General features: G+C 67.8%; 26 protein-coding genes. 20 read left to right on the plus strand and 6 right to left on the minus strand.

Annotated elements, in window-relative coordinates; translation table 11 throughout:
- Positions 1-273 precede the first annotated feature (273 nt).
- The 5 genes from F6B42_RS13240 (at position 274) to F6B42_RS13260 (ending at position 3,864) form a co-directional block, all read left to right on the plus strand.
- A complete protein-coding gene (locus F6B42_RS13240; protein ID WP_150420144.1) occupies positions 274-579 on the plus strand; it encodes a hypothetical protein in 306 nt (101 codons plus the stop codon).
- Between the two features lie 405 nt (positions 580-984).
- The gene (locus F6B42_RS13250) at positions 985-1,917 is read left to right on the plus strand and encodes a hypothetical protein (protein WP_150420146.1); all 933 of its coding nucleotides are present in this window, start codon (positions 985-987) and stop codon (positions 1,915-1,917) included.
- A gap of 782 nt (positions 1,918-2,699) precedes the next feature.
- Positions 2,700-2,834, plus strand: coding sequence for a hypothetical protein (locus F6B42_RS15080; protein ID WP_263405929.1), 135 nt, complete (start codon positions 2,700-2,702; stop codon positions 2,832-2,834).
- Positions 2,835-2,965: 131 nt separating this feature from the next.
- Positions 2,966-3,238, plus strand: coding sequence for a hypothetical protein (locus tag F6B42_RS13255; RefSeq protein WP_150420147.1), 273 nt, complete (start codon positions 2,966-2,968; stop codon positions 3,236-3,238).
- Positions 3,238-3,864 carry a hypothetical protein gene (locus F6B42_RS13260; RefSeq protein ID WP_223878503.1) on the plus strand — a complete coding sequence of 209 codons (627 nt, stop codon included), beginning with the start codon at positions 3,238-3,240 and terminating at the stop codon, positions 3,862-3,864. Before F6B42_RS13255 ends, F6B42_RS13260 begins: the two co-directional genes overlap by 1 nt.
- A gap of 164 nt (positions 3,865-4,028) precedes the next feature.
- Here F6B42_RS13260 and F6B42_RS13265 read toward each other — a convergent pair whose 3' ends face one another.
- Together F6B42_RS13265 and F6B42_RS14840 are read right to left on the minus strand one after the other, a co-directional pair.
- Positions 4,029-4,322: a helix-turn-helix domain-containing protein gene (locus tag F6B42_RS13265; protein ID WP_150420148.1), complete on the minus strand. Its 294-nt coding sequence runs from the start codon at positions 4,320-4,322 to the stop codon at positions 4,029-4,031.
- Entirely contained in the window at positions 4,309-4,953 is a 645-nt protein-coding gene (locus tag F6B42_RS14840; RefSeq protein WP_191089365.1) for a hypothetical protein, read from the minus strand. The genes F6B42_RS13265 and F6B42_RS14840 overlap by 14 nt, the downstream gene beginning before the upstream one ends.
- A 327-nt stretch (positions 4,954-5,280) precedes the next feature.
- Between F6B42_RS14840 and F6B42_RS14845 the strand changes: the two genes are divergently transcribed.
- From F6B42_RS14845 to F6B42_RS13290, 5 genes are all read left to right on the plus strand, one after another.
- The gene (locus tag F6B42_RS14845) at positions 5,281-6,015 is read left to right on the plus strand and encodes an ATP-binding cassette domain-containing protein (RefSeq protein WP_191089366.1); all 735 of its coding nucleotides are present in this window, start codon (positions 5,281-5,283) and stop codon (positions 6,013-6,015) included.
- Between the two features lie 70 nt (positions 6,016-6,085).
- Positions 6,086-7,297, plus strand: coding sequence for a DUF7224 domain-containing protein (locus tag F6B42_RS13275; RefSeq protein ID WP_150420150.1), 1,212 nt, complete (start codon positions 6,086-6,088; stop codon positions 7,295-7,297).
- Positions 7,294-7,872 carry a hypothetical protein gene (locus F6B42_RS13280; protein WP_150420151.1) on the plus strand — a complete coding sequence of 193 codons (579 nt, stop codon included), beginning with the start codon at positions 7,294-7,296 and terminating at the stop codon, positions 7,870-7,872. Before F6B42_RS13275 ends, F6B42_RS13280 begins: the two co-directional genes overlap by 4 nt.
- Positions 7,873-8,183: 311 nt before the next feature.
- Positions 8,184-8,507 (plus strand): hypothetical protein, encoded by a 324-nt coding sequence (locus tag F6B42_RS13285; protein WP_150420152.1) that lies wholly within the window; start codon positions 8,184-8,186, stop codon positions 8,505-8,507.
- Between the two features lie 83 nt (positions 8,508-8,590).
- On the plus strand, positions 8,591-9,058 hold the full coding sequence (locus tag F6B42_RS13290) for a hypothetical protein (RefSeq protein WP_150420153.1): 468 nt from the start codon (positions 8,591-8,593) through the stop codon (positions 9,056-9,058).
- A 206-nt stretch (positions 9,059-9,264) separates the two neighbouring features.
- Here F6B42_RS13290 and F6B42_RS13295 read toward each other — a convergent pair whose 3' ends face one another.
- The 3 genes from F6B42_RS13295 to F6B42_RS13305 all read right to left on the minus strand — a co-directional run bounded on the left by F6B42_RS13295 (position 9,265) and on the right by F6B42_RS13305 (position 11,764).
- On the minus strand, positions 9,265-9,663 hold the full coding sequence (locus F6B42_RS13295) for a DUF6992 family protein (protein ID WP_150420154.1): 399 nt from the start codon (positions 9,661-9,663) through the stop codon (positions 9,265-9,267).
- A gap of 80 nt (positions 9,664-9,743) precedes the next feature.
- A complete protein-coding gene (locus F6B42_RS13300; protein ID WP_223878504.1) occupies positions 9,744-10,910 on the minus strand; it encodes a DUF697 domain-containing protein in 1,167 nt (388 codons plus the stop codon).
- A gap of 74 nt (positions 10,911-10,984) precedes the next feature.
- Positions 10,985-11,764: an alpha/beta fold hydrolase gene (locus F6B42_RS13305; protein WP_150420155.1), complete on the minus strand. Its 780-nt coding sequence runs from the start codon at positions 11,762-11,764 to the stop codon at positions 10,985-10,987.
- A 121-nt stretch (positions 11,765-11,885) separates the two neighbouring features.
- Between F6B42_RS13305 and F6B42_RS13310 the strand changes: the two genes are divergently transcribed.
- The 4 genes from F6B42_RS13310 to F6B42_RS13325 all read left to right on the plus strand — a co-directional run bounded on the left by F6B42_RS13310 (position 11,886) and on the right by F6B42_RS13325 (position 16,009).
- Positions 11,886-12,527 carry a hypothetical protein gene (locus F6B42_RS13310; RefSeq protein WP_150420156.1) on the plus strand — a complete coding sequence of 214 codons (642 nt, stop codon included), beginning with the start codon at positions 11,886-11,888 and terminating at the stop codon, positions 12,525-12,527.
- A gap of 61 nt (positions 12,528-12,588) precedes the next feature.
- Entirely contained in the window at positions 12,589-12,816 is a 228-nt protein-coding gene (locus tag F6B42_RS13315; RefSeq protein ID WP_150420157.1) for an RNA-binding S4 domain-containing protein, read from the plus strand.
- Between the two features lie 84 nt (positions 12,817-12,900).
- Entirely contained in the window at positions 12,901-14,544 is a 1,644-nt protein-coding gene (locus F6B42_RS13320) for an ABC-F family ATP-binding cassette domain-containing protein (protein ID WP_150420158.1), read from the plus strand.
- A gap of 124 nt (positions 14,545-14,668) precedes the next feature.
- Positions 14,669-16,009, plus strand: a complete 1,341-nt coding sequence (locus F6B42_RS13325; RefSeq protein ID WP_223878505.1) for an HNH endonuclease — start codon at positions 14,669-14,671, stop codon at positions 16,007-16,009.
- A gap of 320 nt (positions 16,010-16,329) precedes the next feature.
- Here the strand turns inward: F6B42_RS13325 and F6B42_RS13330 are convergent, their stop codons facing one another.
- Entirely contained in the window at positions 16,330-16,863 is a 534-nt protein-coding gene (locus tag F6B42_RS13330; protein ID WP_150420159.1) for a hypothetical protein, read from the minus strand.
- A gap of 92 nt (positions 16,864-16,955) precedes the next feature.
- Between F6B42_RS13330 and F6B42_RS13335 the strand changes: the two genes are divergently transcribed.
- From F6B42_RS13335 to F6B42_RS13360, 6 genes are all read left to right on the plus strand, one after another.
- Positions 16,956-17,672 (plus strand): TetR/AcrR family transcriptional regulator, encoded by a 717-nt coding sequence (locus tag F6B42_RS13335; protein WP_150420160.1) that lies wholly within the window; start codon positions 16,956-16,958, stop codon positions 17,670-17,672.
- Positions 17,673-17,734: 62 nt separating this feature from the next.
- A complete protein-coding gene (locus F6B42_RS13340; RefSeq protein WP_150420161.1) occupies positions 17,735-20,188 on the plus strand; it encodes a glycoside hydrolase family 2 TIM barrel-domain containing protein in 2,454 nt (817 codons plus the stop codon).
- Positions 20,189-20,454: 266 nt separating this feature from the next.
- The gene (locus F6B42_RS13345; RefSeq protein WP_223878506.1) at positions 20,455-21,348 is read left to right on the plus strand and encodes an ABC transporter substrate-binding protein; all 894 of its coding nucleotides are present in this window, start codon (positions 20,455-20,457) and stop codon (positions 21,346-21,348) included.
- A complete protein-coding gene (locus F6B42_RS13350; protein WP_150420163.1) occupies positions 21,345-22,112 on the plus strand; it encodes an ABC transporter ATP-binding protein in 768 nt (255 codons plus the stop codon). Before F6B42_RS13345 ends, F6B42_RS13350 begins: the two co-directional genes overlap by 4 nt.
- Complete coding sequence (locus tag F6B42_RS13355) at positions 22,109-22,921, plus strand: ABC transporter permease (protein WP_223878507.1); 813 nt, start codon at positions 22,109-22,111, stop codon at positions 22,919-22,921. The genes F6B42_RS13350 and F6B42_RS13355 overlap by 4 nt, the downstream gene beginning before the upstream one ends.
- The gene (locus tag F6B42_RS13360) at positions 22,918-23,613 is read left to right on the plus strand and encodes a GntR family transcriptional regulator (RefSeq protein WP_150420164.1); all 696 of its coding nucleotides are present in this window, start codon (positions 22,918-22,920) and stop codon (positions 23,611-23,613) included. Before F6B42_RS13355 ends, F6B42_RS13360 begins: the two co-directional genes overlap by 4 nt.
- Positions 23,614-23,620: the final 7 nt, after the last annotated feature.

A 23,620-nucleotide genomic window follows, 5' to 3' on the forward strand; every position in this document is an offset into this window, starting at 1 on the left:
CCCGCGACCGTATCGGCGAGCGGGGACATCGGTCGGCACCGGGGTTAGCAACGAACCGTGGTTACGCGGTTGGCGACCCGAGGAAGACCTGAATATCGGCCGCGTAACAGACAAGCCGAGCGCGCCCGCGATGCCCCGCCAGCGTGCAATGCCCGCTTGCGCATCCGCTGTCCCTCGCGCAGTCGCCTGATCGATACTTACTCGCTCATCTGATCCTGGATGGGTCCCGGCGCTACGACGTCAGCGCTCTCTGACCGTGCGAGGATGTGGCTCGTGACCCGAGCCGACAAGTATCCCGACCAAGCCGAAGCCGACATGAACCGCCTTCAAGAGGAAGCGCGCGTAGCGGACGACGCCAAGGACGAGGCAGTCGCCCGCGCCGAAGAGCTAGAGCGTCAGATAGATTCCGCCTTCATCGCCGGAGACCACGCACTAGTCGAAACGCTCCAAGATCAGCACCAGCAAGCCGAGATCGAGATCGATAACACGAAGAGAGAGTTCGAGTCGGTGATGGATCAGGTGGGCAACTCTCAGCGCTTCTGGTACGAAGAAGAAGACGACGATGACGATGAGGATTAGCCATGGCGCGCTTCGATGACGTCGACTGGTTCTGCGACCGCTGCAACTCGCACCTGAATTATCAGCTTGGGTTCGATGACAACAAGTACACGTGGAAGTGCGCGCAATGTAGCCACAAGAACAGCATTTCTAGGGACAACATCTACGCGACGGAGCAAGACTTCCGAACAGGTGGAGATCCCATCGGGTACTAAAACTGCGCTCGGGAAGTGTCGCACTCCATTCGTGTGTCCCGGTCGCTCACTACGAATCCCACCTGGCCGCGCCCGCATGGGATCCTGAAGGGGATCGGCAGATCATTGACCGGGGCCACAGAAGCTCGCGGCAGTCAGCGGCTCGCTTCGCACACCGTGCGAAGCATCAAGTGCGCGAATTTGGCGAACGCATCCCCTCTATGGTTACTCTGTGGCGAAGAATCGGTTTCCTGGGAAGACTTGCGTCTTCTGCTCTAATCCCAGTGTCGGGGTCGGGGAACATGTCTGGCCTTTGTGGTTCCTTCAGGAGTTCCACGGCGAGGGACCGTTCACTGCCGCCCGCGCGGGCAAGCCCTATGTGAAGCGGGACAAAACAACCTACACATCAGACTCCCTCCAGGGTGTTCACGTGCCAGCATGCGCCGAATGCAATGCGATCCTCAATCGGACCATCGAAGAGCCAGCAAAGCCCATCATCCGGCGAATCCTGAAGCATGCCGACTCTAGAGACAGCCTGCCGCTGACCGCGCATGAATGCGCTGCAGTCGCTCGATGGCTCCTCAAGATTGGACTGCTCTCCGCCCATCCCGCTGCCGAATACGACCACCCAGGACTACAGCGGGATCTCGACATGCCGAGACTCGCGACAGTGCGGCCCGAATGGTTGGAGTGGATGCGTGCCCGAATTGACCCGCCCGATGGCTTCTCGGTGTATGTCACCCGACGGGATTTGCGTGGCGAGGACAGTGAGGTGGACGCGCCGCAGCAGATTCTCATTCCTCGAGTAATCGTGGATGGCGTGGACCTTGACTTCATGAGCAGGTCCTTCGGACTGACTGGGGTGAATGTCAACCTGGTCTGGCATCCGGGATGGCCAATCACGCATCCTCAGGTGGATGTTGGGCGAGCTGCGCGGCTCTGGCCTGAGCCGCACCCCGTGGACTTCGGCACGCTGCCGATCGTCGCCCCCAAAGAGTTCTCGTTCTGGGTCGGCGCCGTCGGTGAGCTGGCGTACACGACGGCGTCTTTCGCTCGCGCGTCTCAGCTCCCGCTCAGTGTCGACGCGGACCCCATTGCGGCATTTTTCGGTAACGCCGGCGAGGACGTGCAAGAAGGATCGCAACCGCCCGCTGTCGCTCCGTGATCGTGCGCTCCTCGTAAAGGGATCGAGCGCGGCACGCGTGCCGGTGAGGCTACGCGCCCGCTTCCATGAGCATGCTCGTTGCAGGCACTTCGAGAGCCTAATCGCCGCGCACGAGGAAGCGGCGCGCAGGCCACGGTTCGTCGCTGCTGCGCCCTAGGCTGCAGCTGGTCTCGACGGCGGGGACCGCCCCGCGACCAAGGAGTACCTGCGTGAGGTGTTGGGAAAGGTCGACGCGGCGGATCCGCTTCTCTGTCCCCACCGGCTTCTGCCCGGCATCCCGACGCGCATGAAGGACGAGCCTCGGCCGTTTCTCGATCCGCGTGTCACCATCCGACATGTCTTTGACGCCCCCGGCGACCACATTTGTGTCAGGTTCTGCGCGCAAACCCGGTGGAGAACGTGTCGGGCGGTCGTCTTCCGCGTGAACTCGCGGATCGGAGACCGATCGAATTACATCCTTGTAGTTCGTGGAGGTCGTTCTCTCCGCAGAATCCGACCTCTAAGCCTCCTCAAAGGCCGTCTACGCGACGTTCTTCCCAGGGTTGTCTACATGCCTATCCACGCAGTCGTTCGGCCGTTGTCGGAGCGTGTGCTTAAAGTTGGAGGGCAAGCAAGAAGCCCCGATCGCTGAACTCGAGCGGGGCTCGGAAGTTGCAGCAGATCGGGGCTGAGGTGTCTTGGTAGGACTCCTCGACTCTAGGGGCCCAGATGGCCTCGACCAAACGCCGGGCGGCTCGCCTGGCCGGCGGGGATCTGCTTCCTACCCGCAGGAAGGAAGCATCATGGCGAAGGCATCGACACGGTCGTCCGGGAAGCCCTCGAAGGCCTCGCTGAGCAAGGCGGGACGGACGCTCGCGTCCAGCTCGTCGAGCAAGCCGGCCAAGTCGAAGGCCGGCTCGACGCTCGGCAAGGGCTAGGACCCATGGGGCCAGCTGGACTTCGTTCCGGCTGGCCCTCCCTGCCTACGCTTCACGTGACGAGGCGCGTCGTGACTCGCTTCCACTCTCGCGGCTATCGCCCACCTGAGCGGCGAGAAAGCAGCACCATCATGAGTAGTTCCTTCTCCTTCGACGAAGACGCCTTCCGCAAGATCGCCGAGGAAGCCGTCACCAACGTGGCCGCGGAGCAGACACGCGATCTCGAGCGTCTCCGCAAGCAATACGCGGGTCGCCCGGTCGCAGAGATCAAGCCTGCGCTGCAGGCGCTATTTGCCGGGTACGACGGCTCGATCACCGACCCGGAGCTGTCGGAATGGGCGCAACTGATCTCGGACAACACCCGGATTGAGATGACTCCTGCGCCGATCGATTGGAGCCGCTGATGGGCGGCATCGATCCCGAGTACCTCAAGCACAAGTACCTTTACGTCCCGTGGGTTGATGGCAGCAAGGTGGACACGATCGAGGGCGGCAAGGCGATCGGGCTCTATGTTGCGCAGCACTTTAAGGTGCGTCCGACGATTCTCTGCCCGTTGAAGTCGAACGCGGCGTATCACGACGAGTTCAACAAGCTCACGGTCGTCACCGAGCGCTCCGGTTTCGTTGGGGAGAACGGTGTCGTGATCGCCTGGTGCCCGACCCGCAAGGTCATGCAGAAGCTACATGGCCGCCAGAACATCGTCGTGCTCGTCGAGTGGCCAAGCGAGCGCTCCAACGCCTGGGCGAAGCTGATGGGCGCTTACAACGTGGTCACCGGCGAGGTCATGAGCACGGGCTTGTCTGAAGCCGGCCTCAAGGCGCTAGAGGGCATCGTCTCGGAGGGGTGCAACGGTTGGCACGACTCCATCGCCGAAATCCTGACCACTGCGCACCTCGAGGAGCTCGCGGCGCTCGGCGAGTATGACCGTGCCATCGTGCTCGAGTACGCCGCGCAGCACCGCGGGGAGACCAGCATTCAGCGACTCGAGAAGATCCTCGACCGTTACGAGCGCGGACTGGCGGCTGTGTAGGCCGCCATTACGCCAGAGCGCCCCGGAACGTGAACTACTCCGGGGCTCCATGCTACGTCGTTAATGGATCGCGGTGAAGCGGGCGCGGTCTCGCACGCAAAGTGCCTCTATCGCGCACTGCCCGCGAGGGGATCGATCACGAGCGCCGGCCGCGCTTCTGTCGGTCAAGGCCGATGCCGTTGTTCGGATCGGCGACCCACCCGCGAGGCGCGTCGACGAGGGCGCAACGCGAACAGCCTGGCCGGCTCCACTTCGAGTGCGTCGCAGATCGCAGTGAGGGTGGTGAAGCGGATCGCCTTCCCTCGGTTGTTCTTCAATGCCGAGAGGTTAGCGATAGTGATGCCCGTCCGTTGCGCGAGCTCGGTGAGGGTCATCCCTTTCTCCTCGAGAACCTCATCGATGAGGATCAGAACACGATGCGCACCCGGGGGAGCCTCGGCGGCCTCAGATGACGCCATCGACGTCGTCCATCAGCTGGGCGCCCGAGCGGAACGCAGCGAGGAGGGCAACTGCGATGAGGCCTCCGATGATCAGCGGGATCGGCCATTGAGGAAGCCCGATGGTGAGGTCCGAGTAGTTCGCCCCGAGAAACGCCAGGCGGTCGGACCCGCTCACCGGGCCTGCGTTGATGATGAGGTAGATGCTGGCCACTGTGCTGAGTACCCCAGCAGCGATACCGCCACTCAGGAGCACGATTGCGAGCCGCCGCAGGCCCGCCACTACGGTCGACGAAAACGGCGTTGCACGCGCCACGCTTCGCAGAATCCTGAGCAGGAGCACCGCCGCGATTGCGGCGGTGGCCGCCTCGATTATGAGCGGCGAGCCGGCTCCGATTCGCAGCCACACGTCCGCATCGCGCAGATCTCCGGTCGCACCCGATGCGAGCTGTGCTGCGTCAATCATCGGCAGCCACGTCAGCGGCAGGCCGCCGCGAGTACCCTCACCAACGAACAGCGTTCGGCCTGCGATGGCCATTGCGCCTCTTCCGGCGTCGTTGACGATGGCGATCGCTGCCACCGCGGCAATGACCCCATGGATCAGTCGATTGCGACTGCCGATACCCGCGACCAGTTCGAAGCGCTTCTTCACCGTCGACATGCTTCCTCCCGAGTGTCATCGCTTACACGACCGCGCCCATCGCGCGTGCATGATGCAACATGGGATGACATGATACGTAGCGCCGGATGCATCAGACAACGTTCGGCCGCCAGACCGGTAGAGGGAACCGGAACGAACCTCGAGTTCCAGAGCAGTCGAACTGACTCAACTGTCGAGGCCAAGAATGCGAGGGCGGTCAAGCCTTGGAGGACCGACCACGCAGTACTGATTTCGACGACGGCTCACGGCTGCCGGTGGCACTTTCACGCGTCACCCCCTCGGGCGAAGGGCAGAGCTCACCCGATAAGGATGGTGCACGTGCTCACAGCAACAGTGGCTCGGTTCGCGTATCGGCGCGACCGGACGCAAATTCAGGGCGTCGAGGTCGGCCTCGGTCGGGGGAGAACCGTGCTCCTCGGCCCGAACGGCGCGGGCAAGACCACGCTTCTCAAGGCGATCGCCGGAGTGCTCGCCTACGAAGGCACCCTCGCGATCGACGGCATCTCTTACTCGACCTCGACCCGCCGACCCAGGTCATTCCGACGCGCGGTGGGGTGGTTGCCGCAGGACGTGACGCCTTTTCCGAACCTCTCGGTTCGAGAACACGTCGCCTACGCCGGCTGGCTGAAAGGCCTGCCCATGAAGCAAGCGTGGGACCAAGCCGAGGCGGCTCTGGATGCCGTTGGTCTCGAATCGCGGGCTCGCGAACGTGCCGGGAGTCTGTCGGGCGGGCAGACGCGGCGGCTCGGCATCGCAGGAGTGCTCGTACACGACGCCGCCTATCTTCTGCTCGACGAGCCGACGGCCGGTCTCGACCCGCGCGAGCGGGAGCGGTTGGTTGAAATCCTGCGACCGATAGAGAAGGAACGCGCGGTCCTCATCTCGACCCACGACACCGACTCGCTCATCGACGATGAATCGCGCATCCATGTACTCGCGGACGGAACCACGCGATTCACCGGGACGTACGAGCAGTTCGTCTTCGGCCAGACGGGCGACACTGCGGTGGACCGGGTGCGACGCGCGTACGCATCCCTGGTGCCGGAGGACTGAGTCCATGAGGCTTCCGATCCCACTAAGACGTCATTCGGTCTTCTGGCTGCTGCTACCCACGATTCCACTGATGTGGATCGTCGCGCAGTTCTCGCCTCCGATCGGGGTTCCGCCCCAGACCTGGACCTGGGTGATCGGTCACTCCGTTCTCCTCGTGCTGGTGCCCGCGGCTGTCTCTGCGACGGGTGCGGCGCTGGAAGCAGCTCGGCTCCGCACGCGGCGTCAGGAAAATGCCGTCAACGTGCGTTCCTCCGCGTCGATCGTGTGGAACGCGATCTGGCCGAGCTACCTCTGCGGACTAGTGGCACAGCTCATCGCCATCGGAATCGTCGCCCTCAGCACAACGGGAGGCGCCGGTCGCATCCCGTGGGGAATGCTCGGCGCCATCGGCGCAATGCTGCTGTTCCACACAACGCTCGGATTCTTCATGGGCAGCCTGGTTCGCCCCATCTTCGGCGTTCCAGCAGCGCTCGCGATGAGCTACATCTGGCTCGGCTTCACGGGCACCGTCCCGTACTTCGAGCTGAGGCACCTCGCCGGGCTCGTGCTCGAGACCTGCTGCTACTACGACCAGCAGCCGCGTCCGGCATCTTTGGCGTCCGTCACCGTGTTCTCGATCCTTGCTGCGATAGGCCTCGTACTCCCCGCATCAGCGGCTCTTCGGATCGTGGCCGGGCGAACCGTGTTGGCAGCATCCGTGGGTGCGGCGCTCGTCGTGGGCGCCTTCGGGGCGGGCCTGGTCGTCGCGAATGGTCTTCCACCGTCGGCGGCGGAGCCTCGCGACCGCGGGGAGCTCGTGTGCACCGACGGTGAGGTGACCGTGTGCCTGTTCCCTGAGCAGCAGGACCCCGTGGTCGTCGCGCGCACCCAGGAGATGGTTACGCGCGTGCGCGATCAGGGGGTGATGATCCCCGCCAGAGTGGAGGCGTCGAGCGGCGCCGAATACGACCGCGACCGTATTCGTCTGCGTGCGTTCGCGGGAATGTCCGACCAGCAGCTCGCGGGGTCGCTTGCCAGCGACCTGCCCGAGACGATCTGCGACGGCGACCCGGTCGAGGTGGCGATCGAACGTGACCTCGCGAGGTCGACCGCGGTGGTCTGGATGCAGGCGACGATGCTCGGTGTCGATCTGAGCGAGGTGCCCCTCAACGGCGCTGAACCGGGTCTGACTGCTCGGGTCGGCGCGCTCGGGGCCGAGTCCGAGGCCAGCCGAGTTGCCTGGGTGAACGAAGCGATCGCCTCGCTGCGGGACTGTGCGACGACCCCGCCGGGACTGCCGTGAGACTGGCGCTGAAGACCCACCGGGTCGTCTTAGTCGGGGTGGTCCAGTTGGTAGCAGCGGTGATCGCATCGGCCTTCGGAGACACGCGGCTCGCACTGCCGGGGCTCGGCGGTGACGGCCCGCTGTCGCTGCTGGTCGCGCTGATGGCCACGCTGACAACGGCGCCGGCACTCGTTCGGGCGTGGCCGACAGAGCGCATGAACGTGGCGCGTAACGCCGGCTTGATCTCGATCGCCATGCTCTGCCTGCAGCTCGCCCCGGCTGGAGTGACCGCGGCCATCTTCGCCGTCAGCGGCTCCTCCCATGGGATCGTCTATGTCGGGATACTGCTCTGGTTGCTCGCACTTCAGCTATCGACGGGCGTGCTGGTCAGTGCGACTTACCAGGGCATCGCTCCGGCGGTCTACGTGTTCTTGTGCGCGCTCATCGGACGGATCGACTCCGCCGTTCAGCCCTGGGCTTGGCCGCTGGCGGACCCCGGTGTGCTCGCAGCCATCGTCGTGGGCGGCGGCGCGTTCGGTGTCGCCCTCGGACTCCTCGCCTGGCTCGGTCTTCACCGCGACACGAGCAGGTGAGGCGGCGGCGGACGCCGGCATGGGATCCTGTGCGCTTAGGGCTAGGCGCTGTGCGTGGAACGCCATCGCGCGGGCCGGTATCCGTAGAAGCGTGTCGCGGTCACTCTGCGGCGGGCTGCGACATCGCCGATGGCTGATCACCGGTCTCGGCTGTTTCCAGTAGATCGAACGCCACGGCACGTCGCAACCGTTGGAGGCCCGGAAGCCATGGGCGAGGTGTGACCAGCGCATCATTTGGCCTCCGGAGCATTCCGATGCCGCGTCCGCAGCGCTCGGTAGAGTGACGAAGAACATCCCTGGGGAGGGCTGGCATGACGCGCGGCTTCGCTGTCATCGATCTGGAGACGACCGGACTGTTACTACAGAAGCACGACCGCATCGTCGAAGTGGCGATCGGCGACACCGTCGTGATTACGGGCGAGACCCGTCGAGAGCGAGCGGCATGGTTCGAGATGCTCAGCCAGCGCCAGTTCGCGCCGAAGGACAGCTTGGTCAAGAAGGCGAAAGTCCTCGTCGCCGCTGACCCCGACTCGATGTCGGGCAAGGCGAGGCAGGCTCGCGCGTGGGGGATTCCCATCATCAATGAAGCGGGACTCGAAAGATTGCTCGGACTGCCGGCGAGTGGCCGGCGATGACGGGCGAGCGGTCTCATGCGGGATTCACCGAGCTGTCGCCGATCACCCGTAATCGCACGCGCCTCCCTCTATGGGCCGGTCGCATGCGCCTCGTCTTCACCCTCTGCGCGATATTCGGCGCCGCGCAGTTCCTCGTTCCGTTGATCGCCCGCGTCGCGTTCAACGGTGGTCGCGTGTGGCCCACCGATGAGGAGCACTCGCTGTGGGGGTCGGTGATCGGGGACCGCGTGCTCGGCGTTCCAGCATGGCTGACGATCGCGACCGGCGCCGTCGGGATGGCCGCTGCCGTGGCGTACCTGATCGGCAGCCGACGCGACGCCGGAGCGGACGCCCCCTACGTGAGTCTGGTCTCGCTGCTGATCTTCGGCGGCTTCCCGTGGGCCATCGCCGCCCTCAACACGGACCCGACCGGGATCGTCCGCACGCCCGGGCCGGAGGGCTATCCCATCGGATGGCACTGGGTGCTGTCGCCGGTCGCGGCCGTGGTGCTGGCGGTCGGGATCGTCGTGTCCGTCCGATCGCGCCGGAACGCGCGCGGCGCCGGAGGATAGCGGCGAACTCCCGTGCCGAGTGGGGCGCGCCCGCGCCGCCCGTGGGCTACATCCTGCTGACCCCGACGGGCGCCGGCTCCCGGCGGCGGCGGGACGGAATCACCTGATGGCTCTGCTCGTCGCACGGTTCACAGCCGTCGGCCGTCCTGACCTCGACGCCGAGGCGCGCTCGACGGCCCGCCGGCAGCGGCGGCACTGACCGCGCGTCAGCGCCGGAGGCGCCGGGCGGCGGTCAGATCGATCACGAACAGCGCCGCCCCCTGCAGCACGACGGCCAGGCCGTGGCCGCGCGCGTCGGTGGGTCGCAAGCGGCCGCCGAAGGTCGGCGTCCGGACGGCGAGATGGGCGCCCGCGGCGACGTAGCCGACGTCGAGCGCGGCGTTCACGAGCAGGATGCGGCGCAGGGTCTGCGCCTGCGGGACCTTGTCCCTCCCGCGGGTGATCGCCGCGAGCGCGAGGTCGATCGCGCCCCACATCAGGGTCTGCAGTCCGAACGCGCGCGTCCGTCCCGGCAGCGCGAGCACCCCGCCGACGAGCATGGATGCCGTGCCCCACCGCGTCAGCCGACGGACGACGGTGCGGGTCACGGTGCGCGCGGAGCTCATGGACCCATCATGGTGCGGCGGCGCCACCGCATCCCGCCCCTGTCGTTCCGCCCGCCGGCGACCTAAACTGGCCCGCACCGTCAGCGCTTCAGCACGCGCCGCTCCGCGACCTTCCGGACGACCTCGAGCAAGCCGGGCGCGTAGTCGCTCCACGAATCGGTGACCTTCGAGACGTCGATCTTGCCGGTGTGCACGTTCTCGCACAGCCGCAGCCAGGCCTCGCCGGTCGCGGCGGTGAGGGCGAAGGCGACTCCGGCGTTGATGACGCTCCCCGCGCCGGGGATGAGCTTGATGAAGCTGCGGGCGAGAGCTTGCCCGCTGATCTGCACGCCGAGCTGGGCGAGGGCGCCCGCCGACATCATCGTCGTGAGCTCGAGGTCGTAGATCGCCGCGATCCGGCCCATCATCGCGAGCTGGATCGGCGCGAGAACCATCGCGTCGGCAACCGGAACGGGAACCGCCGCCGCTCCCGCTGCGGCGCTGGCGGCACCGGCGATGACGGGGCGGGCGAGTTCGCGTTTCCACGGGAGGTTGAGCCTCTGCGCGATGCGAAAGGCGTCCTTCTCGTTGTCCGGCGAGAGGGTCAGCGTCTCGGCCACGATCTCACCGAGGCCGTGCCCCTTGCCCTTCCCGTGCTTGCCGGCGGTGGACGTGAGGATGACGCGCTCGATCGGGATGTGGATCGGCCGGCCGTCTCCGTCGACGGGCTCCTCGAGCCATTCCTGGAACTCGGTCACGTCGTCCGGAGCGGTGCGCTTGCCCGTGATCGGGTTCTTCGACCAGTCGACCTTGGTGAGCACGAGGATGACGGGCAGCCCCGCGGCATCCAGCTCTCGGATCATGTCGATGTCGGGTTGCGTCAGTCGCGGCAGCTGCGAGAGCACGCAGTACCAGACGACGGAGACCCGCTCGATGGCCGGACGCTCGGAGATCGTCCGCAGATGACCCCGCAGGATGTCTGCCGGGGGAGCGGCGGAACCGATCTCGAACCCCTCGATGTCCCAGATGCCGAGGGAGGGATCGCTGTAGTACTTCACGCCCCGAGTGACGGGCAGCCCTTTGCCGACCTTCGCGAGGTCGCGACCGAACACCGCGTTGACGAGCGAGGACTTGCCGACGCCCGTGCCGCCGATGACGGCGAGGTTGAACCGCCCGTACCGCGACTTCGCCTCGGAGTTCGCCTCCGCGAATGCGCGCTCATCGGCCTCAGTGACCTTCACCGGCTTCTTCTCCCGCTTGGCGTTCACAGGTCGATCATCCTCTCCTCGCACAATCCGGACTGATGTCGTGAACCGGCTTCGCTTCGACGCTCCGCCGCATCTCAGGCGGTGCTGTCGAGGATGAGGCGTGCCGTTTCCTCCGGCTGGTCCCAGTGCGGGAAGTGACCGCACTTCTCGAACCAGTGCAGCGTGGCATCGGGGAACAGCTCCGAGGCCCGCGCTGCCTGGCTCGGGACAGTCACTCTGTCGTTCCGCCCCCATCCGATGACCATCCTCCCCTTGAGGGAACCCGCGGGTGCCCCCTCCTGACGGGGTCCGTGAATGAGAGCGTCAAGGGCGGGATCCAGGCTGGCCGATGTCTTGAACCCGCGAAGCTCGTGCAGCACCAGATCCTGCGGCAGCTTCCACGGGTGGTGGGAGAACTGCAGCAGCAGGGCTGTGCGGCCCACGGGGTTGCCCGTGAGGAACGGCAACGCCGGTTGGATGCGGCGCACCAGCGCAACGGATGCCTTGATGCTCGCGCCGAAGACCGCCACCTGGCGGTCGTTCCAGAATCCGCCAGGATCGAGTGCGACGGTGTTGCCGGCGTGCCCTCGACGCGCCATCTCCATCACTATCCGCGCGCCCATGGAGCTGCCGACCACATCGACGTCGCCCAACTCCGCGTCGCGGATGAAGGCCTCGACGGCGCTCGTCAGCGTGGCGATGGTGGTCTCGCCGATGAGCGGCGCGGACTCGCCGCACCCCGGGAGGTCGACGGCGATCACACGGCGTTCCGCCGCCAGCGCCGGGATCACCGGCGCCCAATTGCCACTGCTGGAGCCGAGCCCATGGACCAGGAGCAGAGGCCTACCGGAGCCCTGCTGGGTGGAGTGCAACATGGGTTCACCGTAAGCCGGAGGGGCGCGACGGCGGACACTGTTGCCAGGTCGGGGCGGAGCGCATATGCGTTCATGCGGGGGCTGCCCCGAACGTGCCATCAGCCGCCGATAAGGTCGACGCATGTCGTCACGCATCTTCCGTGTAGCGGTGCTCTCACTCCTGCTGGTGATGGTGAGTGGCTGCACAGGTCAGGTCGATGACATGGACACGTCCCCGTCGCCGACAGGCTCCCGCGAGACTCCCGCCACCGATGCCGTCAGCCCGACGGCGGAGCCCGAGGTCACTCCGCCTCCGCAGCGAGCCGCGCTCCCGGATTGCGCCAATCTCATGAGCATCGAGCAGGTGCGTGTGTCCGTCAACGACGATCGCGTCGAAGGGTCGGATCCTCTCGAGGTCATCGCGGCGCCGGACGTGCTGGGGCCCGCAGCACAAGACACCTTCGACGCCGCGACAGATGTGGTGGGCTGCACATACGGCATCCCCCAAACCGACGGAGGCTTCTCCGTCACGGTTCTGGTTGTCGACGCGGAAGCGGCATCGGAGCTCGTCAACGCGCTGGGCGAATCCGACCAATACGAGCGGACGACGCGCGGCGCGATCGTCATGTTCTCCAAAGACATCCCGGAGGGCCTCGGCACCTACCTCGGCTACGCGTTCGCCGACGACGTCTGGGCGATCGTCCACGGCACGATGGTCGGTCCTACTACCTCCGTGAACGTGGCCGCGGACGCCGTCGCCGCCGTGCTGGCGCCAGCGGCGTGAACCGATCCGCGCTGGGACGGTCATGATCCTCCCCGCTACGTCTCTCGGCTAGCCTTTCTCCATGCCCGATTCCACCCGGATCACCGACGTCTCGATCGGAAGCGACGGCATCCGGCTCGGTCAGTTCATGAAGTTCGCGGGTCTGCTCGACTCGGGCGGCGACGTGAAGGAAGCCATCATCGACGGCTTCGTCACCGTCAACGGCGAGGTCGACCGCCGACGTGGACGTCAGCTGCAGACGGGCGATGTCGTCACGTATGACGGGCGCTCCGTCCGCGTTCGTCCGTAGGAGGGCGCACGGGTTCGATTCCCGTCAGCTGCAGCCAGGGCGAGGAGCGTCAGCGCCGCACCGCCCGGGTGCGAGAATCGATCGGTGACCGCAACTCTCGTCGCTCAGGGCCTCGCCGGCGGGTACGGCCACCGCACGCTCTTCGAAGGCGTCGACCTCACCGTCAGCCCCGGTGACGTGATCGGCGTCGTCGGAGCCAACGGCGCCGGCAAGTCGACACTGCTCACGATCCTCGCCGGGCGCAACGCGCCTCAGGCGGGAACCGTCAGCCTCGCACCCTCCGACGCCTTCGTCGGCTGGCTGCCCCAGGAGCACGAACGCATCGACGGCGAGACCATCGCCGCCTACATCGCCCGCCGCACCGGCTGCGCCGAGGCGACGGCCGAGATGGATGCCGCGGCATCCGACCTCGGCGACCCCACCGTCACGGGAGCCGACGACCGCTACGCCACCGCCCTCGACCGCTGGCTCGCGAGCGGCGCCGCCGACCTCGACGAGCGCGTACCGATCGTCCTCGCAGAGCTCGGCCTCGAACTCGACGCCGACGGCATCCTGATGACCTCGCTCTCGGGCGGGCAGGCCGCCCGCGTCGGACTCGCCGCCCTGCTGCTCTCGCGCTTCGACATCGTCCTGCTCGACGAGCCCACCAACGACCTCGACCTCGACGGACTCGAACGCCTCGAGACGTTCGTCCGCGGCCTCCGCGGGGGAGTCGTGCTCGTCAGCCACGACCGCGAGTTCCTCGCCCGCAGCGTCACCCGCGTGCTCGAACTCGACCTCGCGCAGAACTCCCACCGCATCTACGGCGGCGGCTACGACGCCTACCTCGAAGAGCGCGCCACCGTCCGCCGTCACGCCCGCGAGCAGTACGACGAGTTCGCCGGCAAGAAGGCCGACCTCGTCGCGCGCGCCCGCGTGCAGCGCGAGTGGTCGAGCCAGGGCGTCCGCAACGCGATGAAGAAGAACCCCGACAACGACAAGATCCGCCGCAAGGCCTCGACCGAATCGAGCGAGAAGCAGGCGCAGAAGGTGCGTCAGATGGAGAGCCGCATCGCGCGCCTCGACGAGGTCGACGAGCCGCGCAAGGAATGGCAGCTCGAGTTCACCATCGGCGCCGCCCCGCGCTCGAGCTCGGTCGTCTCGACGCTCAACGGCGCCATCGTGCGCCAGGGCGCCTTCACACTCGGACCCGTCTCGCTGCAGATCAACGCCGGCGACCGCATCGGCATCACCGGACCGAACGGCGCGGGCAAGTCGACACTGCTGCGGACGATCCTCGGGCGACAGGTGCCGGATGAAGGAACCGCGGCGCTCGGATCGAACGTCAGCATCGGCGAGATCGACCAGGCGCGGTCGCTGCTCGTCGGCACGAGGCCGTTGGCCGACGCCTTCGAGGCACTCGTGCCCGAGATGGCGTCCGGTGAGGTCCGGACGCTGCTCGCCAAGTTCGGGCTGAAGGCCGATCACGTCCTCCGTCCGGTCGACGAGCTGTCACCGGGGGAGCGGACCCGCGCCGGACTCGCCTTGCTCCAGGCGCGCGGCGTCAACGTCCTCGTGCTCGACGAACCGACGAACCACCTCGACCTGCCCGCGATCGAACAGCTCGAGCAGGCACTCGAGTCCTACGACGGCACGCTTCTGCTCGTCACTCATGACCGCCGGATGCTGGATGCCGTCAGCACCAACCGCCGCTGGCACGTCGACGGTGGGCGCGTCGCCGAGAGCTGAGATGCGCGAGGTTGTGCGTGGTTCTGTCTGGCGATTCCTCCACAGGTTCGAGTGCGCGCGCGTTCTCCACGAATAGTACGCATGTTCTAGACTGATGTCGGTGCCGGATGGCACAATGTCATACATGGGGACGAACCGATCGAGCAGCGACGAGGAGTCGTGGGCGCGCATCCGCGCCGAGCTCGACGGCGCCGTGGAGCTGCTTCGTTCGCAGGATGCCGTCGAGATCGCTCGGTTGCGGAAGCTCGCTGTCCTGGGCCGTGAAGCCCTGTCGATGTCGCGTCGGAACGGGCTGCTGGGCCGGGAGACGGATATGCAGCTGCGGGCGGTGGCGGCGGAGTTCGCAGCGATCGCCCGGTGCGGGGATCGGCGGGTGCAGAACGAGATCGGCCGGGCCCTGGAGGTCGTCGACGGGAACCCGCTCGTGCTCGCCGCGTGGGAGGCCGGCCGGCTGACGGCCAAGCATGTCGACGATGTCGTGAAGCTCGGCCGAAACATCCCGGACGAGAACCACGACGAGTGGCAAGAGGCCGCCATCGCGGTGGCGGAGCGGGATGTGCCCGCGAGGGTACATGGCGCTCTGGAGTCGTTGGCGCAGCACTTCACCGCACGCACGTTCGCGGAACGCCACAAAGCGGCTGTCGCGGACCGGGGTGTGTTCCTGCGGGACCTGGGTGACGGGATGTCGGAGCTCACCCTGCGGGGTGCGACCACCCTGCTCGTGGCGATCGACGATCGGCTCAACCAGATGGCGGTGTCGACGATCGACGCCGCGAGGGAAGCGGCGGCGGAAGCCCGGGCTGCGGGTGAGGAGCACGAGCCCGACACGCGCACCCGCCAGCAGGTTCGAGCGGACGTGCTGTGCGACCTCGGCTTGACCGGTGGGCCGGCGATCGACCCCACCCATGGTGTCGACGGGAAGACCTCGCTCGGTGCTATCCGCGCACGTGTGCAGGTGGTCGTGACGGCCGACACCCTTTCGGGGAAGGACGACCGCGCCGCCGAACTCGTCGGCGCGGGCCTGATCGACGCGGACACCGCCCGGACCCTCGCCGGGGACGCCACCCTGTGGGACCGGGTATACCTCGACGCCACGACCAAAACGGTGACGCGCGTGGACCAGTACCGGCCACCCGCGGCACTGCGGAGGATGCTGCAGGCGCGGGATCGACATTGCCGGTGGCCAGGGTGCCACCTGCCCGCGATCCGCTGCGAACTGGATCACTCGATCGATCACGCCCTCGGCGGTCCGACGTGTGAGTCGAACCTGTGCAACCTGTGCCAAAGGCACCACTCGATGAAGCAGTTCACCGACTGGCTCGTCCTCCAGCTCGGCGGCGGCATCATCCAGTGGACCTCACCGTCAGGCCGGGTCTATCGCGAAGACCTCTCGGTTCCATCAGTGTGCTTCACACCCGAGTTCGTCGCGGAACGACCTCCGCCGGAACCGGCACCCCCGTTCTGACAACGCTCGCCCCACCTCCCGCCACCCCGGCTGCTGAGCGAGCGCACCGAGTCGAAACATGGTGAGCCGCCCGGCGCATTTCATCGCTGCGCTGCGCTGCGCTGCTCGCTCAACGGTCGGGAGGCAGCCGCGCCCGGGCCCGTCTTGGGGGTGAAGCGCCCGCAGCGAGTTGCAGCCACGGGGATCCACCCGCGTTTCGTCACGTCGCTTGCGCTCCTCGCTCAAGGTCCGGGAGCCAACCCCGACCGCGGCCACCCCCCCCCGGAGGTCGAGTGAGCGCAGCGCGTCGCAACCACGGCGAGCCCACCTGCCGTCGCGCGCTATTCCTGCTGCGTGATCCGGATGAGGTAGGCGCCGGGCTCGCGCTCGCTGTCCAGCGTCACGACCAGACCGCGGTCGGGCAGATCCACCGCCGGCAGCGCCGTCTCCATCGTCGAATCGGCCGAGCACGGCACGGCCATCGACTCCACGAGCGGCACACCCGCCGACGACTCCACCGTCGCCATCACCGAGTCCGGTCCCGCACACGCGACCGAGACGCCGTACGGCCCCGGCTCCAGCGTCGAGTTCTCGTTGCGACTCGGCCCGACCCCACCCGGGTCGCCGAACGAACCCCAGAACTGCGTGACATAGGACTCCTCGGCAGACGACACGACATCGTCAAAATGCCCCGCCCAGGGATCCGGCGTCGTCGTCGGCGTCGGAGTCTCGGTGGGCGTCGCCACCGGCGACGACGCCGCGGCATCCGGCGACTCCGGCACTGGGTCCATCCCCTCCGGCCCGCATCCGCTCAGCAGCAGCGCGGCGACCGCCACCCCGCCGCCCACCATCGTCCGACTCATCGATCCGCGCATCCCGCGATGCTAGGCGACCTCGCGCGCTGCCTCAACGGGGGTGCGCGCGCTCCCTAAGCTGGACCCGCCCGCTCGGCGAAGGAGCACACGACATGACCGCAGGCGAACACCCCGCCCCGGAAGCCGCCGGCATCCCGCCCTTCCCGACCCTCGGTGGCGAAGCACCCGACGTGCCCGACGTGCTCGACGAGCCCGCGAACCCGCCGACGACCCGCCGCCGCGGACCGTACAAGAAGACGCAGGCCACCCGCGACGCGATCCTCCGAGTAGCCATGGAGGTCTTCGCCGTCCACGGGTACAACGCCGGCTCGCTTCGTGAGATCGGCGAACGCGTCGGCCTCGACCGATCGAGCCTGCTCCACCACTTCCCGACGAAGTCCGACCTGCTGCTCGCCGTCATGCATGAGCGCGACCGCCGCGCCGACGAGATCCTCGCGAGCGCGCACCCCGACACCGCGGACGACCTTCCGCGGGCCATCCTCGCCCTCGCCGAGCACAACGCCGACACTCCCGGCGTCATCGCCCTCTACTCGCTGCTCGCCGCCGAGTCGGTCACTCCCGACCACCCGCTGGGGGAGTACTTCACCGAACGCACCCGCCGCGTCCGCGCCGGACTCGAGACCTGGCTCGCGCAGGCCGAAGCCGACGGGATGCTGCGCGACGGCGTCTCCGCCTCCGTCGCCGCAACGAGCTTCTTCGCCCTCTGGGAAGGCGTCCAGCTGCACTGGGTCATCGACCCCGAACGCGTCGACGTCGTCGCCACCCTGCGCGGCTACCTCGACCTGATCTTCCGCGACTGGACTTCGTGACGAGCGCACGCGATACTCAAACTCCAGCACTCGTTGGAAATTGACGAACGCGAAGGCACGCCATGGCCGTCACCACCCTCGCCACCGGATGGCACTACCGCACGCCCGTGGGGCCCTTCGGCGGCGTGTTCGACGCCGTCCCCGTGACCCCCGTGCGCCTGCCGCACGACGCCCTGCGCGACGAGACCCGCACACCCGACGCGCCCGCGCGCGGCGCCGCGGCCTACTACCCGAACGCCGGCTACACCTACCTCCGCGACCTCGAGGTGCCCGAGTCGTGGCGAGGCCGGATCGTCCGTCTCGAGATCCAGGGTGCGATGCGGCGGGCGCAGGTATTCGTGAATGACGAGCTCGCCGGCAACCGCGCCGACGGCTACGCGCGCTTCTTCGTCGACCTCACGCCGTACCTCCGCTTCGGCGAGACCAACACGATCCGCATCGAGCTGCGCGTCGGGCAGGACTCCCGCTGGTACTCGGGCGCGGGCCTGCACCGTCCGGTCCTCCTCCACGTCGACGAGCCGGTGCACATCGAGCCCGACGGCGTCGCCATCCGCACGCTGCGGGTCGAGGACGGCGAGGCCGTGCTCGAGGTGCTCACCGAGGTCACCAACCGCTCGATGGTCACCGAGACCGTCCGGGTCACCACCGACATCCGCTTCGGCGCCGAGCTCGTCGAGCACGACGAGACGCCGCTGACCCTCGCTCCGGGCGAGACCGCAACGGCGCGTCAGCTCGTCTACGTCGAGAACGCCGCGCTGTGGTCGGTCGACGCGCCGAACCTCCACACCGCCACGGTGTCGCTCGGCGGCGCCGTCGGCGGCGGCGCCCGCGGAGACCACGCCACGCCGCATGAGGTCGCCTTCGGCATCCGCACGATCACCGTCCACCCGCGGCGCGGACTCCGCATCAACGGCGAGGAGGTGCTGCTGCGCGGCGCCTGCATCCACCACGACAACGGGCCGCTCGGTGCCGCCGCCATCGGTCGCGCCGAGGAGCGCCGCATCGAGCTGCTGAAGGCCGCGGGCTTCAACGCCATCCGGGCCGCCCACAACCCGCTCTCGGTCGCGATGCTCGACGCGTGCGACCGCCTCGGGATGCTCGTCATGGACGAAGCCTTCGACATGTGGACGCGCTTCAAGAGCCCGTACGACTACGCCGCCGAGTTCCCGCAGTGGTGGCAGGAGGACCTGACCTCGCTCGTCCGGAAGGACCGCAACCACCCGAGCGTCATCCTCTACTCCATCGGCAACGAGATCGCCGAGGTCGGCACCCCGCACGGCGCCCGCTGGGCGCGGCGCCTCGCCGAGCACATCCGGGCGCTCGACCCGACCCGCCCGGTGACGAACGGCGTCAACGCGATGCTCGCCGTCATCGACGAGGCGCCCCAGGTCATCGAGAAGCTCGGCGGGCTCAACGCCGCGATGGCCGGGGGCGGACCCTTCAACGCCGTCGCCGCCTCGCCGTCGGCCTCCGCGCGCATCGAGGAGTCGAGCGCCGCGCTCGACGTCCTGGGCCTCAACTACGCCGACGCCCGCTACGCCGCCGACGCCGAGGCGTATCCGCACCGCGTCATCGTCGGGTCCGAGACCTTCCCGTCGCAGATCGGCAGGCTCTGGCCGCTCGTGGAGCAGAACGCCAACGTCATCGGCGACTTCACCTGGACCGGCTGGGACTACCTCGGCGAGGTCGGCATCGGCAGCATCCCGTACGCCGACGACGAGAACGCCTCGGGCGCGCTCGAGCGGGAGTACCCGTGGCTCACGGCGTGGTGCGGCGACCTCGACATCACCGGCTGGCGGCGGTCCATCTCGTTCTACCGCGAGATCGTCTTCGGCCTCCGAAGCGAGCCCTACATCGCCGTGCAGCGACCGGACCGGTACGGCGTCGCCACCGGCACCCCGTCGCCGTGGTCGTGGAGCGATACCGTCTCGTCGTGGACCTGGAGCGGGTTCGACGGCAAGCCGGTCACCGTCGAGGTGTACGCCGACGGCGACGAGGTACGTCTGCTCCTGGACGGCGACGAGGTCGGGCGCGCCGCCGTCGGGGAGTCCCTCCCCAAGCTCGCGTCGATCGAGACCGATTACCGTCCCGGCGAGCTCACCGCCGTCGTGCTGCGAGACGGCCGCGAGGTCGGACGCACGAGCCTGCGCACCGCGGGTGCGCCGCGCCTCACCGTGACGGTCGACCGGGCCGAGCTGCGCGACGATGACGACGACCTCGCGTTCGTAGCGATCGAGTGGCGCGACAGCTTCGGCATCCTGGTCGCGGATGCCGACACCGACGTCACCGTCGAGGTCTCGGGCGCGGGCGTGCTCGCGGGCCTCGCGAGCGGCGCTCCGGCAACCGTCGAGCGCTTCGACGCGGCCACGCGGCGCACCTTCGACGGCCGGGCGATCGCCGTCGTGCGGCCGACCGGCCCCGGCCCGATCCGCGTGCGCGTCACCGCTCGCGGTCGGGGCCAGGAGCGCAGCGAGGAGCGCGAGCTCGAGCTCACCGTGCGGTCTGCGGACGTCTGAGACCGTCGAAGCCGTTCCGGCGTGAACGGCGCCTGAGCAGCCAATCTCGATTTGACACTTGAGATGTGATCAAACATCACAGTACAGTCATCCGCACGAGGCCCACTCAAGGGCTTCGAGCCCGATTGGAGTGGCCGATGTCTTACCCGCACCGCCTTGCCGTTCTCGCCGTTCCCGTGCTCCTCGTATCCCTCGCGGGGTGCGCAGGATCCGCGCCTGATGATGCTCCCTCCGCTGAATCGACGTACACCGGCGACGTTGCCGATGTGCGCTACCTGACCGCCTTCAACACCTTCGGTCGCGACGCATACGCCTTCGTCGCGCAGGAGAAGGGATTCTTCGCCGACCACGGCCTCAATGTCACGATCGAGCCCGGCACCGGATCGGTCGACGTGATGAAGCTCGTCGCCAGCGGCAGCGCCGACTTCGGCATCGCCGACTTCTCGGCCGTCGCCGTGACGGTCGCGAACGAGGACCTGCCGATCAGCGCCGTGGCCGCGATCCAGCAGACGACGCTCGCCGCCATCATCTCGCTCGAGGGGTACGGGATCGAGGATCCCGGTGACCTCGAGGGCAAGAGCATCGCCGACCAGCCCGGGTCGACGAACGAGGTGATCTTCCCCGCCTATGCGGAGGCCGCCGGCTTCGACGCCTCGACGGTGACGCATCTGCCCGCCGCGCCGCCCTCGCTTCCGCAGGTGCTCGCGAGTCATCAGGCCGATGCCATCGGGCAGTTCGTGGTCGGCGAGCCGCTCATCGAGTCGGTATCGCAGGGCAAGGGCGTCGTCGTCCTCCCGTACGGCGACGAGCTTCCCGACCTGTACGGCAATGTCCTCATCGCCAGCGACGACATGATCGCAGACGACCCCGAGCTCGTCTCGCGCTTCTCCGCCGCACTCCTCGAAGGGCTGCAGTACTCCATCGAGAACCCGGATGAGACGGGCGAGATCCTCAAGAAGTATCAGCCGACGCAGGATGCTGCCGTGGCGGCATCCGAGGTGGGGCTCATGGCGCCCTACGTCACCGGAGACGCTGAGCTCGGTTCGATCGACGCCGACCGCGTCGCGTCTGTCATCGACATCCTGAGCCCGGCCATCACCGGCGACGTGACGCCCGACGACATCGTGGCGTTCGATCTCACCCCGGGGGTCGACGAATGATCGCGATCGAGGGCCTCAGCCAGACGTTCCACACCCGCACCGGCACGGTCCACGCGCTGGAGGAGATCGATCTCACCGTCGCCGAGAACGAGTTCGTGACGCTGGTGGGTCGATCGGGGTGCGGCAAGTCGACGCTGCTGCGGGCGATCTCAGGGCTCGTGCCCCCGACCGCGGGACGCGTGAGCGTGGCGGGCACTCCGGTCACGTCCCCGCGGCGCGACGTGAGCTTCATGTTCCAGCGTCCCGCGCTGTTGCCGTGGCGGAACGTTCTCGAGAACGTCCTGCTGCCCGCCGAGATCCTCCGCCTCGACAAACGGGCGAGTCGGCAGCGCGCACAGGAGCTGCTGACTCTCGCCGGGCTCGACGGCTTCGAGAAGAAGCTCCCGCACGAGCTCTCGGGCGGGATGCAGCAGCGCGTCTCGCTCTGTCGATCGCTGCTCCAGCGTCCCCGGGTGCTGCTGATGGACGAACCGTTCTCGGCGCTCGATGCGCTCACCCGCACCGAACTGTCGGAGGAGCTGCAGCGCATCGTGGCCGAGGAGAGCACGACGATCGTGTTCGTGACGCACTCGATCGAGGAGGCGGTCCTGCTCGCAGACCGCGTCGTCGTGATGTCGCCGCGTCCCGGGCGCATCCGGCGCATCATCGATGTCGACATCCCCCGACCGCGCACGCTCGGACAGGGTTCGCACACGGCCCAGTCGGCGCGCGTCAGCGCCGAGCTGCATGATCTGCTGCAGCCGGCGCGGGAGGAGGCGGCATGAGCGTCGCGAGCTCGGCCACGATGACGCACTCCGTCGTCGCGCCGCGCCGGACCGGGATCGCGCTGAGCGCCATCGCGCTGCCGCTGGTCGCCGTCGTCGGCGCCATCGCCCTGTGGTGGGGAGCAACGGTCGTGTTCGCCGTGCCGACCTTCATCGTGCCGGGGCCTCAGGTTGTGGCCGAGACGCTGGTCGCGAACTTCCCCTTCCTGCTCGAGCAGGCAGGGGCCACGGTGCTCGAAACCGTGCTCGGCTTCGTTATCGCGATCATCATCGGCGTGCCTCTGGCGATGCTCATCGCCCGATACCGCGTGCTCGAGCAGATGCTCTACCCGCTGCTGCTCGCGATCAACTCCGTGCCGAAGGTGGCCATCGCGCCGGTGCTGCTGGTCTGGATGGGCTTCGGCATCACGCCGAAGGTGGTGATGGTCGTGCTCCTGTGCTTCTTCCCGATCGTGCTCTCGACGGTCGCCGGTCTGCGGTCGACCCCGTCGGACCTCGTCGAGCTGACGTCGTCGCTGTCGGCGCGTCCGCTGGAGGAGTTCACGAAGGTCCGGCTCTGGTGGGCGCTGCCGCAGATCTTCGTGGGACTGAAGAACGCCATCACCCTCGCCGTCATCGGCGCCGTGATCGGAGAGTTCGTCGGGTCGTCGTCGGGTCTGGGCTTCGTCATCGTGCAGTCGGGAGCCAGCGCGAACATGGCTCTCGCATTCGCGGCGATCCTGCTGCTGGCGGTCATCAGCATCGTGCTGTTCTATATGTTGGTTCTCGTGGAGAAGCGTCTGCTGCCGTGGGCGGAGGGGAACCGATGAGTCTCCCCTCCGGCTCGCTCGCCTTCGAGCTCACGCCGTCTCCGTCTGCCCTCGGGCACCGAACGCTGGCCGACAACGTCGCGGAAGCGCTGCACCAGGCGATCCTGCGCGGCGAGTATCCGGCCGGCACGTGGCTGCGCATTCAGGACCTCGCGGCGACCTTCGAGACGTCCTCGATGCCGGTGCGTGAGGCGCTCCGCCGTGTCGCGGCCCTCGGGCTCGTGGAGGTCGTGCCGCACCGCGGCGCGCGTGTCGTCGAACTCTCCGTCGCCGACCTGGAGGACACGTATCGCACCCGGCGGGTCATCGAAGGGGCTCTGGTGGGTGAGGCTGCCCGCGAGTTCACTGCCGAGACCGAGGCCGCCGCGGCGGCCGCGCTCGAAGAGCACGAACGGCTGATCGACGCCGGCAGCGTCGAAGCGGCGCGTCAGGCTCACACCGCCTTCCACTTCGCGATCTACCGCGCGTCGCAGTCGCGGTGGCTGCTCCGCTCGCTCGAACCCGTCTGGCAGAACAGCGAGCGCTACCGATTCGCGTCGCCGGCCGACACCTCTGCGCGCAGCCGCTCGCATCAGGAGCACACCGAGATCCTCCAGGCGTGCGCCGACCGCGATGCCGACCGTGCACGACACGCGATCGAGCTCCACCTCGACGGAGCCGTCCGCCGCATCCGCGGCGCCATGTCTGTCTGACCGGCCC

This window comes from Microbacterium radiodurans (genome assembly GCF_008710705.1).
In the GTDB taxonomy this organism is placed as follows: domain Bacteria; phylum Actinomycetota; class Actinomycetes; order Actinomycetales; family Microbacteriaceae; genus Microbacterium; species Microbacterium radiodurans.

Bases quoted from the DNA above. Each gene is read 5' to 3' on its own strand.
- F6B42_RS13290 (WP_150420153.1), top strand. From the start codon at position 8,591: ATGCGCCTCGTCTTCACCCTCTGCGCGATATTCGGCGCCGCGCAGTTC.
- F6B42_RS13335 (WP_150420160.1), top strand. From the start codon at position 16,956: ATGACCGCAGGCGAACACCCCGCCCCGGAAGCCGCCGGCATCCCGCCC.
- F6B42_RS15080 (WP_263405929.1), top strand. From the start codon at position 2,700: ATGGCGAAGGCATCGACACGGTCGTCCGGGAAGCCCTCGAAGGCCTCG.
- F6B42_RS13260 (WP_223878503.1), top strand. From the start codon at position 3,238: ATGGGCGGCATCGATCCCGAGTACCTCAAGCACAAGTACCTTTACGTC.
- F6B42_RS13255 (WP_150420147.1), top strand. From the start codon at position 2,966: ATGAGTAGTTCCTTCTCCTTCGACGAAGACGCCTTCCGCAAGATCGCC.
- F6B42_RS13355 (WP_223878507.1), top strand. From the start codon at position 22,109: ATGAGCGTCGCGAGCTCGGCCACGATGACGCACTCCGTCGTCGCGCCG.
- F6B42_RS13330 (WP_150420159.1), bottom strand. From the start codon at position 16,863: ATGCGCGGATCGATGAGTCGGACGATGGTGGGCGGCGGGGTGGCGGTC.
- F6B42_RS13265 (WP_150420148.1), bottom strand. From the start codon at position 4,322: ATGGCGTCATCTGAGGCCGCCGAGGCTCCCCCGGGTGCGCATCGTGTT.
- F6B42_RS13295 (WP_150420154.1), bottom strand. From the start codon at position 9,663: ATGAGCTCCGCGCGCACCGTGACCCGCACCGTCGTCCGTCGGCTGACG.
- F6B42_RS13305 (WP_150420155.1), bottom strand. From the start codon at position 11,764: ATGTTGCACTCCACCCAGCAGGGCTCCGGTAGGCCTCTGCTCCTGGTC.
- F6B42_RS13315 (WP_150420157.1), top strand. From the start codon at position 12,589: ATGCCCGATTCCACCCGGATCACCGACGTCTCGATCGGAAGCGACGGC.
- F6B42_RS13340 (WP_150420161.1), top strand. From the start codon at position 17,735: ATGGCCGTCACCACCCTCGCCACCGGATGGCACTACCGCACGCCCGTG.
- F6B42_RS13360 (WP_150420164.1), top strand. From the start codon at position 22,918: ATGAGTCTCCCCTCCGGCTCGCTCGCCTTCGAGCTCACGCCGTCTCCG.
- F6B42_RS13310 (WP_150420156.1), top strand. From the start codon at position 11,886: ATGTCGTCACGCATCTTCCGTGTAGCGGTGCTCTCACTCCTGCTGGTG.
- F6B42_RS13275 (WP_150420150.1), top strand. From the start codon at position 6,086: ATGTGGATCGTCGCGCAGTTCTCGCCTCCGATCGGGGTTCCGCCCCAG.
- F6B42_RS13350 (WP_150420163.1), top strand. From the start codon at position 21,345: ATGATCGCGATCGAGGGCCTCAGCCAGACGTTCCACACCCGCACCGGC.
- F6B42_RS13285 (WP_150420152.1), top strand. From the start codon at position 8,184: ATGACGCGCGGCTTCGCTGTCATCGATCTGGAGACGACCGGACTGTTA.
- F6B42_RS13325 (WP_223878505.1), top strand. From the start codon at position 14,669: ATGGGGACGAACCGATCGAGCAGCGACGAGGAGTCGTGGGCGCGCATC.